Genomic DNA, 11079 nt, shown 5'->3' with positions numbered 1-11079 from the left:
CCGTGGAACTCGCTTGCAACTGCGGCCACCCCGGATGCAAGTCCGGCCAAGGCGAAGTCGCCGCGTAAAGACTTAAAGATAAGTACCGCCGCTTGAACAAAAGCCGCTCTCCGAGTGGCTTTTCATTCGTTAAGACCGCAAAACTCGAGACCCACATCTCACGCAGAACTCGTGACCCGAGGTCCCGACTTTTGCGTTGCCGTAGTGTCACAAAACTTGACAGATTCCCTCAGTATGCTTTACTAGAGTTCCTTCCAAATCGCAGCTCCCAGAATGGGAAAACTTCGCCTTTCCTCGGCTGATTCATTGAGGTCCGTAGAAAGTTTGCGGCCCTCTCCAGTTCACTTAGGAGGCACAATGATTCGATACTTGCGCAGATTCCGCTGGGAATTGCGCTTCGTCCCACTCCGCACTCGTTTGCGTATCCTGAAAACTCTCGAGTTTGTTGCGAAGAAGGTTGATGGTCGCTTGCAGACGAATTTCCATGAACCGCTCTTTGCGGCTCGCGGATGTCGAATTGCACCTTTCCGAAAAAATGGCAATCAACACCCAACTAGCAAGCATTACTAGACATCTCTCTGATCTCCGTGAACCTGGAAGATGGACTTGGCCGTCGTTTGACGTTTCATTCGGACGGGATCGCTCCCAGAAGTTGATGCAGGATGAGTTGACACGCGAAGTCAATGAGCACGGTTGGTCGAATCCATTAGGATGCAGTGATAACAGCGATGAATATTGAGGACTTTAGCCAACTTGAAGATATGGTAGCGCTACCGGGAATCGAACCCGGGTTTGAAGATTGAGAATCTTCCGTCCTAACCCCTAGACGATAGCGCCACGCGTGCAAGTGAGGCTGGAAAAATTATAGCAAAACGAAGCCGCCGAGCTTCTTAGCTGCTCAGTCTCTAGAGCTTTCCCGAGCATACAAGATCATACGTTCAATGGGGGGGTGACCCAGCCTTTGTCCTGTTTTTCCATCGGAGTGCGAGCGACTCGGTGCGTCCTTGTCTGGAACTTCGATGCGAAAACCGAAACGGGAAGAGGATGGGCCAGCCATCCTGATATTCTTGGCTATATGGCTGAAGTGGTTCTTGACCGTCATGCAATCGCTGATCGCGGCAAGCGGCTTGAATATTTCACCATCGGGTGGAACACGCTCGAAGGCATCGTGTCCGTAATAGCAGGCGCATTTGCTGGAAGCATTTCGCTTGTAGGTTTCGGGCTGGATAGCTTCATCGAGGTAGCCTCAGGCATAGCGTTGTTGTGGCGAATGTCGGTCGATGCCCATGAATCCCGCCGGCAACAAAACGAAAAACTCAGCCTTAGAATTGTTGGCGTGTGTTTCCTTGCCCTAGCCGCCTATGTTGCGTTTGAATCCGCCCGCGACTTGATAACAAAGAACTCGCCGGAGCACAGCGTCGCAGGAATCATCATCGCGATAGTGTCACTGATCGTGATGCCTCTGCTGTCGAAAGCAAAGCGCCGGGTCGGTCGCCAACTTGGTAGCGCCGCGATGCACGCCGACGCCAGGCAAACCGAATTCTGTACTTACCTGTCGGCCATCCTGCTTGGCGGCCTATTGTTGAACATGGCCTTGGGCTGGTGGTGGGCAGACCCGATTGCAGCGCTTGTCATGCTGCCAATCATTGCCAAGGAAGGCATTGAGGGAATCCGGGGAGACCACTGCTGCTGACCATTTTCCGAATCGCCGCACAACGAGAATGGCTAGTCGACTCAAGACTCCGTAGACGCCGGTGCGCTCCTACAAAGACTCATCTGCCAGCGACTCTGACCTGAGTCTTCCGTTTTTAAACGCCCTCTCTTTCATCATCACAAAAAATACGGGTACGAGAATCAGAACGTGGATGGTTGACGTAATCATTCCTCCGACGATTGGCGCGGCGATAGGCTTCATAACGTCTGATCCAATGCCGCTTTCCCAAAGAATGGGAACAAGACTGGCCAGCACTGCAAAGACGGTCATCAGCTTCGGGCGGAGCCTTTGTACTGCTCCTTCGATGGCTGCCTCTTCGATTTCCTTATTTGAAATTTGCGTTTTGAAGGCGAGGCGATGATCCAGCGCGGCGTGCAGATACACCACCATCACCACACCGGTTTCGACGGCAATGCCGAACAGCGCTATGTAGCCAACCCAGACCGCCACGCTGAAGTTGTAGCCGAGCAGCCACTGCAGAATTAGTCCTCCGGTCATGGCATAAAACGTGGGAAGGATCAGAACGAAAGCCTCCACGACCGAATGAAAAACCATATAGAGCAACAGGAAGATGATGAAGAACACGACCGGTAAGATGATTTTCAGACGCTCTTTCGCTCGAAGCTCAAACTCGTATTCGCCTGACCACTGATAGGTATAGCCAGCTGGCAGTTTCAGTTGCTGAGCCAACTTGTTTGAGGCCTGCTCTACAAATCCTCCGTAGTCTTTGGTGTTCAAATCGATATAGATGTATCCGGTTAACTTTCCATCCTCATCGCGAATCATGGCTGGCCCATGAGAAAAAGAAAGTTTTGCTATCTGCTCAAGCGGGATCTGAGCGCCGGATGGAGTAGCGATGAGGACGCGGCGCAGCTCATCGACATTGTCGCGGAAATCACGCATGTAGCGAACATTGATCGGATAGCGCTCGCGGCCTTCTACATTTTCAGCTACATTCATGCCGCCGATTCCAGACGAGATGGCCTGCTGGACGTCGGCAATCGTCAACCCATACTTCGCGGCTTCGGACCGATTCACCTCCAGGTTTAAGTAAAAGCCTTGTGCAACACGCTCAGCGAACACAGACCGGACTTGCGAATTTCCTGAAAGAACCTGTTGTATCTGCGAACCGAGTTGCTGAATTTCATCTAAAGACGGACCTTGGATTTTCATGCCCAGCGGGGTCTTGATCCCAGTCAAAGCCATATCCAGGCGATTCTCGACGGGCATAGTCCAGGTATTCGTCAGACCGGGAAACTGCAGCTTCTCGTCCATCTCCTGAATGAGGTTTTCGTAGGTCATGCCAGGCCGCCACTGCTCACGCGGTTTCAGCATCACCGTGGTGTCATACATGTCGAGTGGTGCGTTGTCGGTGGCGCTGTCCGATCGACCGACCGTCCCGAAGACGCTTTCCACTTCGGGAAACGATCTGAGTACGCGATCCTGTTCCTGCAGGAGCTGCGACGCTTGCGTGATCGAGATTCCCGGCAACGAGGTTGGCATGTATAGAGAGGAGCCTTCAAACAACGGAGGCATGAACTGGCTACCCATCCTGAACATCAGCGGAAACGTGAAAACAAGGAAGAGCAAGTTGAGCAGAAGGGTCATTTTTCGATACTTGAGGCACAATCTCAACACCGGCAGGTACAAGGCCTGAGTAAAGCGAGAAATCGGATTTCCCGATTCCGGTCTGAGTTTGCCTTTGATAAAAATGACCATCAATACCGGCACGAGCGTAATTGCCAGTAGTGATGAGAACGCCACTGCCAAGGTCTTGGTCCAGGCCAGGGGCTTGAACATCCGCCCTTCCTGTGCCTCCAGAAGAAAGACAGGAATGAACGACACGACGATGATCAGCAGCGAGAAAAACAGCGCTGGCCCAACCTGCTTCGCTGCGTCGATCAAAGTGCGGCGGCGTTGTCTTTCGATGAGTTCATCGTTTTCCTTGATTTGAGCCGATTCTTCGTAGATAACGTGCTCTGCTCCAACTGTGCTGGTTGGTGGCGGCTGATTCGGCTGCTCAGATAAGTGACGGTAGCCGTTCTCAACCATTACGATCGCGGCGTCTACAAGAACACCGATGGCCAACGCCAATCCGCCCAACGACATGATGTTCGAGCTGACATGCAGGTAATACATCGGAATGAAAGAGGCGATGACAGCGATAGGTAGCGTGATGATGGGAATTAACGCTGAACGGAAGTGGAAGAGGAAGACGATAATCACCAGACTGACGATGATCGCCTCTTCGATCAGGTCGCGCTGCAGCGTCTTAATCGATTCTTGAATCAACGGCGCGCGGTCATAGCCTGCGACTACCTCGACTTCAGGCGGGAGAGAGCCCTTGATCTCCTCCAGTTTCTTTTTCACGCCATTGATGACGTTGAGTGCATTCAGGCCATAACGCATCACAACAATGCCGCCCACAGTTTCGCCCTGGCCCTGCCATTCGGCAACACCCTCTCGAATATCCGGGCCGAATGAAACAGTGCCGAGATCTTTGATTAATACAGGCGTTCCGTTCCTGGCATTCACCGGGACATTTTCGAGATCAGCCAAGGACTTCAGATAACCAAGACCACGGATGTAATAGCGTGTCCCACTCAACTCCAGCACGCGACCGCCCACTTCATTTGTGCTCGACTTCACACGGTCAATTACGGTTGAGAGCGGGATGCCATAAGCAAGCAGCTTGTTGGGATCGAGCTGAACCTGATACTGGCGCACAAAACCGCCGATGCTTGCTACTTCAGCTACGCCTGGGACGGTTTCGAGCTCGTAACGCAGGTGCCAATCTTGCAGGCTCCGCAGATCTGCAAGGCTGTACTTGTGTGAGTGATCGACGAGCGCGTACTCGTATACCCAGCCGGCTCCGGTAGCATCTGGCCCAATCATCGGGTTCACGTTGGCTGGTAATCGGCCTTGGATCTGCTGCAAATACTCAAGCACTCGAGAACGCGCCCAATAGATATCTGTGCCGTCTTCGAAGACAACATAGACATACGAATCGTTGAACATCGTCTGCGCGCGTATAGCTTTGACTCGCGGCGCTGCCAACAATGAAGTGACGATGGGATAGCTGACCTGGTCTTCGATGATGTTTGGTGGTTCGCCCTCCCAGTTTGTGTGAATGATGACCTGAACGTCGGAAATATCAGGGAGAGCATCCAGAGGGATATGCCCCATGGACCAAATTCCAGCCATGACCAGAAGAAATGTTCCGGTGAATACCAGGAAGCGATTGTGTGCGCACCACTCAATAACCCAGGCGATCACGTTACATTCCTCCCGTTGCATCCACACTCAGGTGCTTGCTCGCGACGACAGCCCCGTTCTGCAGAGCCATAACGCTCACCTGCCAGGTGCCGCCGGACTGCAGCTCTGCCTTGCCTTCATAAAGACCATTGCCTTTGTCAGACAGGTTAGCGGCCGTTTTCATTGCAGCCATTCCCATTGCGGGCATGGCAGCCATGTAGAACGTGATGTTCACTTGCGCGCCGCTGATAGGTGATCCGTTGGCGCCTGTGAGCTTGACGCGGAAGGTGTTACCGCCCTTCGCAGGCGGAGATGGATCGCTGGTAAATTCGACATTTGCTTGTGGAGCGACCGACGGGGCATTGTTTGCGGCTGCTCCCGCACCTGGAGGCGGTGGAACGAATGCCCCGGCTGCAGCCTGCAGTTGAGCTTCGGAGTCGATCAGGAAATTTGCGGAAGTAACAATCGAGTCGCCCTTCTTTACCCCCTTGAGAACGACATAATCGTCGCCGGCGCGCGATCCTAGCTCGACTTCGTGCGGTTCAAGAGTGCCTTCTCCTTTATTGATGAAAACAAGGTTCCGGCTTCCGGAATGGAATACTGCAGATGCTGGTACGGTCAAAGCTCTGCCCATTGGACTCTTGAGCGAGATGTTTACGTACATGCCGGGCTTTAGAGCTAAATTGGGATTGGGGAATATCAATCGAACGCGTACTGTACGCGTGTTCAGGTCCACCTGCGGCAGAATGAAATCCACGCGACCCTTAAATGTCTTTCCGGGATAAGCGTCTACCGTTACTTCGGCTGGGTTTCCCGGTTTAATATGTCCCAGATCGGTCTGAAAAACCTGGGCATAGATCCAGACGGTGGAAAGATCGGCAACCGTGTACAGCTTCGTTTCCGGCTGGACATAGGCGTTAGGCAGAGCATTGCGTTCTGTGACGTAGCCGGAAGCCGGAGAGTTGATCGTGAGGTCGGTGATCACCTTTCCGGAGGAGTCCAGTTTTTCGATTTCGCTTTGCGGTACCTCCCATTGCTGAAGACGCTGTTTGGCAGCGGATACGAGTGTGTTGGCTCCGTCCGCGACACTTTGAATCGAGCTTTGCCCGAGTTGCTGCTGATTCTTGCGCGCCAGAAGATATTCCTGTTCGGTGGTGACAAGGTCTGGACTGTAAATCGTGAATAGCGGCTGCCCCTTGCGAACGTAGTCATAGGTAGCATCCACAAAGACTTTATGAATCCATCCGGGGAAGCGAAGCTGAACCGTCGCCAGCCTCCGTTCGTCCACCTCAACGTTTCCCGTAACCCGGATCTCGTCGCTGATCTTCTTCATTTCAACCGTGCCAAGCTTCACCCCGATGCTTTGCATTCGCTGAGGTGTGAGTTGAACCGGAGCCACGGGTTCTTCATTACTGTCGCGAGTGGGCGCGACTTGCGTTCCACTCCCCGATGGCGAACCCATCGTCTGGTTGCCTTTCCCCATTTGCGTAAATGAGCCGGGCCCAGCCTTGCTAGTCCTTCCCTGCCGTGAATGCCACCAGAAGCCGAATAGAACGAGTATCAAAAGTACGTTCACACAGATCGCGAAAATCATGCCGCGGCGGTAGCTCGTCCTCTCTTGATGTCCGCTCATCAGAAGGTCACCCCCGTCAAAGCTTCCAACTGCGCCAGAGAAGATTCGTGATCCGCCAGCTCGCGCTGGTATTCCTGTTGAAAATTGAGTACATCGAGAAACGAAGAAAGCAGCGTTTCAAAATCTTGACGGTTGGCTTGGTAGGCCGCTAGTGCCGAGCGGAAGGCACCCTCAGACTGCGGAAGGAGTCCTTCCTTGTAAAGCCTCAGTTGTTCGGCAGAGGTTTGTGCGAAAACGTATTGGTTTTGTACTTCGGCTAATCGCTTCTGCAGCTCGGCTTCCAAGTGCTTGCTCGCCTGCTCTCGGCCGGCTTCGGCCTCCGCCAACTCAGCCCTGCGCCGCCCGCGGTTCGGCAGATTAATTCCGAAGGTCGCCAGGTAATAATCGCGGAACTTCCTGTCGGTGTTCTCATACATGTATTGAACGTTGAAGTCTGGCCGAAACTCCTTGCGTGCGAGATCGACTTGCGATTCCGCTCTTCTAACCACTTGCTGCTGCGACCGAATGTCGGGATTCTGCTGTCGTGCAGCACTCAGTAAGTCCGAAGCGCTGTAAGCCATATTGCGAAGAGCCAGAGCCTCTGTCTGAATGTCGAGTGTTTCTTGCGATCGATTTAGGAGCTGCTTCAGCAGCGCTTGAAGCTGCCCTACCTCGCGGTGGTGCATCGTGATTTCCTGAAGGATTTTCGTGCGCTGAAGCTGGGCTTTAAGGACCTCCTGCTGATTGCCTTGTCCGACGCGATAGCGGGATTCAACGATCTGCTGCACGTCCTGCAGTAGTTTGTCGTTCCTTTCGAGAATGGAAAGTGTCTGCTGGAGATATGAAAGCCTAAAGTAGGTTGCCTTTAACTTTGCAATGATTGTTCGACGTACCGATTCAATTTGAATTTGGAGCGCATCCGCTTCGTGGCCCGCAACCTGTCCGCGAAGACTGCGCTTTCCGGGAAACGGAATTTCCTGCGACGCACCAAAACCTATATAGGCAAAATCAGTGTTCGTGTAACCGGCGAATGGCCGCGGACTTCCTACAGCAAACTGCTGAACGCTGACTTGAGTATCAGGCAGTGCAGAGACCTGACCAGCAACATGAGCCGCCGCTTGATAACCGCGCTGTGCCGCCGCGATTTCAGGATTGTTCTGCTCGGCTTCTCGGACGAGTTCCGCGAGGCTGACTGCGGGCCCAGTCGGAGGCATGCCTGAAGTCTGCTGTTTAGCCGCATCGAGCGCAGGGCCGCGCGTCGTAAACACCGAGTTGTGAGAGATGAGTGCGCCGCCGGGAAAAAGTGGCGGAGCCGTTTCGGGAGCAGCTCCCTGCGCTATGGCTGGTGGAGCACAGAACAACACGGCGGAGGCCATCCACCGACAAAAAGAAGAAAGATCTTGCATTTAATTCCGTCCTTCGTTGAAGACACAACTGCACACACCCTTTTGCAGGGCACGATAAGACGGACAGAATCAGATTCTTAGGACGGCGGCCGAAACAGTCGGGAGCGGTGGCGAGGGCGCAACGGCGGCTACATCCGCGAGCTGCAATGCCGGCATAGCAACACCGGCGCTGGATGTGGCTGGCGTTGCAAGAGTCACAAAGTGAGGCGCATTAGCCTGTGAAGTAACGACAGCAGGTTGCGTATCAGCCTTAATCTTCTTGCAGCAGGAGTGATTGCCCATATCGCCACAATCGCCGCCCATTGTTTTGCAGCAGGCTTGCTCTTCAGGTGTGAGAGATTCTCCAGGGAGCACACAGCGCAAGGCAGGCGCAGCCGTCCAAAACAACAGCAGCGCGACAACGAGGGCGTAGCGCCTCTCACCCATGCGCCGATGATACCTGACCTGGCTCAGTCCCGGCTAGTGAACCGGAGATCCCGATTGCTACCTCGGCGAGCACGACCCAGATGCGGGATTTCTGAACGCGGTTCCCGAGTCTCTGTGTGTGAAGCCTTGGTAGAGCAACGGATTGCTCAAATATTTCTCCCCTGGCTTGCAAGTTGTTGGTGCGCTTGGGGGAATAAATTTGGCGAGCAACGGACGAAGCTTGTCTGGGGCGCGCGGCGCGTGCCATCATGCGAAGAGTGATGTTGCACGAAGTTTCCATTTGGGAAATTGTGGCGCAGCTGAAGACCTCAAGGGAGGAGCTTGTGGACTAGCCGCCCTCGACTGTGGCTGTGCCCAAATTGGCGAACGCGAGATGCCTCCCTCGGCAGGCTGGAACTCGATCCCTCCGAGATCCCATCGTGCGGAAGGGGATAATCCCATCTCGATCCTTCACCACCATGGGATGATCCCATCGGATCCCATTGGACACTTGGGATTCACGATGCGATCTCATGGGATCTCGTCGCGTAAGTCCTTTAGATGATGGGATCGACCAAAAAATGCGAAGACTCATCTCGACAGTCTGAGTTCTTCTTGCAGCCGGCCCTTGTCGTGCGCAGGTCTATTCACGGATTTGGCATGCGCGATGAAAAGTGGCTTGGATAGGGCTCTCCCAGAATGAATAGCGCTGCCAATTTGGTTCACGTCGAAAGCGAGCCCGAAAATTCTCGTCCTGCGGCATTCCCTGTAAATTCGCTGTTATTCACTGTTAATTGCGTCGCGATTGCGTTTCCTCCAGTGTTTATGCGGGTGTGAGCCGGGCGCGAAAATTCACTGATAAATTCGCTGATAAATTCGCTGTTAATTCACTGTTCCGGAGCGTAACAGCGAAAAAGCAGTGAATTTGAAGATCGGAGCTTTTGTTGGGGTGCTGGGTCGGAGTGTCTGGCTACTCGTCGTCGTCATCATCCTCGATGAGCAGGCCGCCGATGGCTTCGGCGGTTTCGAGGACGCGCTGGTAGCGCTCGTGCCATTCGGTGGAGACTTCGTAGAGAAAGAGCGTGCCCTGGTGGGCGAATCCTAGCTGGAGGAATCCGGTCTTGCCGATATAGGTGCGGAGCCAGCGAGCGTCGTCCAGATCGTCGCTGTAGACCTCATCCTTCAGGCGATCGATGACGAAGTCGAGATCCTGTTTGGTGAGGACAAAGTCTTCCATAGTGAGAAACGGAGCGCCTGAGGCTTTCGCGAGCTCGACGAAATCCTTCCATGCTTCGGGGTTACCGCTGTCTTTCCAGAGCACGCTGGGCATCTCATCGCCGACGTAGCCGGGAAAGCGGCGCATGCCGTGTCCTTCGATGAAGGCGGTCATGTCGTCCTTGATGTGATGTAGGTCGTCGCTGCGCATTTGCGAGCTGCCGGAGGCGGTTCTCGGCCTGCAGCAGAAATTCGACAATACACCAAATCTTGAACGATGCCCACTTCTGCTAGCCTGCTAACGATGCCAGGATTTAAACACCACATCTTTATATGTACGAATCAGCGGGAGCCCGGAAGTCCGCGGGGCTGCTGCAATCCCAATGGCAATGCAGAGCTGCACAAGGCATTTAAGGATGCTATAGCTGCGCGAGGTCTGAAAGCGACTGTGCGGGCCAACAAGTCTGGATGTCTTGATCAATGCGAGCATGGTCCGAATGTGGTCGTGTATCCAGAGGCGGTCTGGTATGGCCGCGTGATGCCGGAAGATGTGGCGGAGATCATCGAGTCGCACATCGTGAGTGGAGCGCCGGTCGAGCGGCTGCGGTTGAAAGACGAGTGCATCAATACGGCGAGTTGCGAGCACAAAAAGAATCGGGCAACCTGAGAAGACGCTATCGGCCACTGGCTGTCGGCTTTCGGCCTGTAGGAGTCTTCGCAGTCAGCAAGAGAGTCGATTGACCGAATGCCGAGAGCCGACTGCCGATAGCCTCGGGTGAATTACTTCACCCGGTCCCGCTTCGGGCATGGCCCCATCATCCAATTCTTGTTACACTCGAATGTTTACCCCACTCTCGCAGACGAAACATGCTGGTTTCCAAAGAATATGTGGGCTACTTAGCCCGCCAGGTCACAAAAAAACTGATTGAAGGCGAGTTCATCGATACTAAGAACGTGAACGCCACCATCGAGCGCGTGAACTCGGCTGTGCTCGAAGAGATGCAGCTCGAAGATCGCATTAATGACGAAGTTCGCATGATCCTCGAGGCCTACCAGGAAGAGATGCGCACTACCGGCGCGAGCTATCAGGAGATGTTCAAGAAAGTAAAGCAACAGCTCGTGCAGAAGTACAAGGCGGTGCTGTGAGGATCTCGCGCGACAAAGTCAATAAACTTGCCCATACTATAGCCGACACGCTGGCTACGCTCGACGAAGTGGAGTTCATCGAGGACCGCAATACCATTCGTACCGAGGCTCGCCGGATTCTTGAAGAACTGCTAAAAGCTGAGGAACGCATCGACGCCTCTGCGCGCCAGAAGATCGAGAGTCAGAAGCGCATCATCACCGAAGGGACGCAGGAGTGGGACATCCTGTATCGCAAATACTACAACGAGGAAGTGAAGAAGTTAGGGATCTGATCTTCTTGTCATTCCGAGCCGTAGGCGAGGAATCCCCACGGTGCCCAATCGGTT

11 protein-coding genes and 1 tRNA gene are annotated in these 11079 nt (G+C 53.9%); 4 read left to right on the top strand and 8 right to left on the bottom strand.

The genetic code is table 11. The features are described from left to right. Positions 1 to 345 precede the first annotated feature (345 nt). The gene (locus DMG62_20360; protein ID PYY21120.1) at positions 346 to 564 is read right to left on the bottom strand and encodes a hypothetical protein; all 219 of its coding nucleotides are present in this window, start codon (positions 562 to 564) and stop codon (positions 346 to 348) included. Between the two features lie 198 nt (positions 565 to 762). Next, positions 763 to 837: transfer RNA gene (locus DMG62_20355), tRNA-Glu, on the bottom strand. A 238-nt stretch (positions 838 to 1075) separates the two neighbouring features. Between DMG62_20355 and DMG62_20350 the strand changes: the two genes are divergently transcribed. Further along, entirely contained in the window at positions 1076 to 1693 is a 618-nt protein-coding gene (locus tag DMG62_20350) for a hypothetical protein (GenBank protein ID PYY21123.1), read from the top strand. Between the two features lie 69 nt (positions 1694 to 1762). Here DMG62_20350 and DMG62_20345 read toward each other — a convergent pair whose 3' ends face one another. The 6 genes from DMG62_20345 to DMG62_20320 all read right to left on the bottom strand — a co-directional run bounded on the left by DMG62_20345 (position 1763) and on the right by DMG62_20320 (position 9818). Next, positions 1763 to 4990: a CusA/CzcA family heavy metal efflux RND transporter gene (locus DMG62_20345; GenBank protein PYY21119.1), complete on the bottom strand. Its 3228-nt coding sequence runs from the start codon at positions 4988 to 4990 to the stop codon at positions 1763 to 1765. A 1-nt stretch (position 4991) separates the two neighbouring features. Beyond that, positions 4992 to 6602 (bottom strand): efflux RND transporter periplasmic adaptor subunit, encoded by a 1611-nt coding sequence (locus tag DMG62_20340; GenBank protein ID PYY21118.1) that lies wholly within the window; start codon positions 6600 to 6602, stop codon positions 4992 to 4994. Continuing rightward, positions 6602 to 7987: a TolC family protein gene (locus DMG62_20335; protein ID PYY21117.1), complete on the bottom strand. Its 1386-nt coding sequence runs from the start codon at positions 7985 to 7987 to the stop codon at positions 6602 to 6604. The genes DMG62_20340 and DMG62_20335 overlap by 1 nt, the downstream gene beginning before the upstream one ends. Positions 7988 to 8056: 69 nt before the next feature. Beyond that, positions 8057 to 8413 carry a hypothetical protein gene (locus tag DMG62_20330; protein ID PYY21116.1) on the bottom strand — a complete coding sequence of 119 codons (357 nt, stop codon included), beginning with the start codon at positions 8411 to 8413 and terminating at the stop codon, positions 8057 to 8059. Further along, positions 8406 to 8663 carry a hypothetical protein gene (locus tag DMG62_20325; GenBank protein PYY21115.1) on the bottom strand — a complete coding sequence of 86 codons (258 nt, stop codon included), beginning with the start codon at positions 8661 to 8663 and terminating at the stop codon, positions 8406 to 8408. Before DMG62_20325 ends, DMG62_20330 begins: the two co-directional genes overlap by 8 nt. 699 nt (positions 8664 to 9362) lie before the next feature. Beyond that, positions 9363 to 9818 (bottom strand): hypothetical protein, encoded by a 456-nt coding sequence (locus DMG62_20320; protein PYY21114.1) that lies wholly within the window; start codon positions 9816 to 9818, stop codon positions 9363 to 9365. Positions 9819 to 9911: 93 nt separating this feature from the next. Between DMG62_20320 and DMG62_20315 the strand changes: the two genes are divergently transcribed. The 3 genes from DMG62_20315 to DMG62_20305 all read left to right on the top strand — a co-directional run bounded on the left by DMG62_20315 (position 9912) and on the right by DMG62_20305 (position 11025). Continuing rightward, the gene (locus DMG62_20315; GenBank protein ID PYY21122.1) at positions 9912 to 10274 is read left to right on the top strand and encodes a ferredoxin; all 363 of its coding nucleotides are present in this window, start codon (positions 9912 to 9914) and stop codon (positions 10272 to 10274) included. Between the two features lie 200 nt (positions 10275 to 10474). Next, positions 10475 to 10753, top strand: coding sequence for a DUF507 domain-containing protein (locus tag DMG62_20310; protein PYY21113.1), 279 nt, complete (start codon positions 10475 to 10477; stop codon positions 10751 to 10753). Continuing rightward, complete coding sequence (locus tag DMG62_20305; protein PYY21112.1) at positions 10750 to 11025, top strand: DUF507 domain-containing protein; 276 nt, start codon at positions 10750 to 10752, stop codon at positions 11023 to 11025. Before DMG62_20310 ends, DMG62_20305 begins: the two co-directional genes overlap by 4 nt. Positions 11026 to 11079: the final 54 nt, after the last annotated feature.

This window comes from Acidobacteriota bacterium, assembly GCA_003225175.1.
Taxonomy (GTDB): Bacteria; Acidobacteriota; Terriglobia; order Terriglobales; family Acidobacteriaceae; genus Gp1-AA112.
Note: the sequence above shows the minus strand (reverse complement) of the source record. Positions and strands in the feature narration are given on the sequence as shown.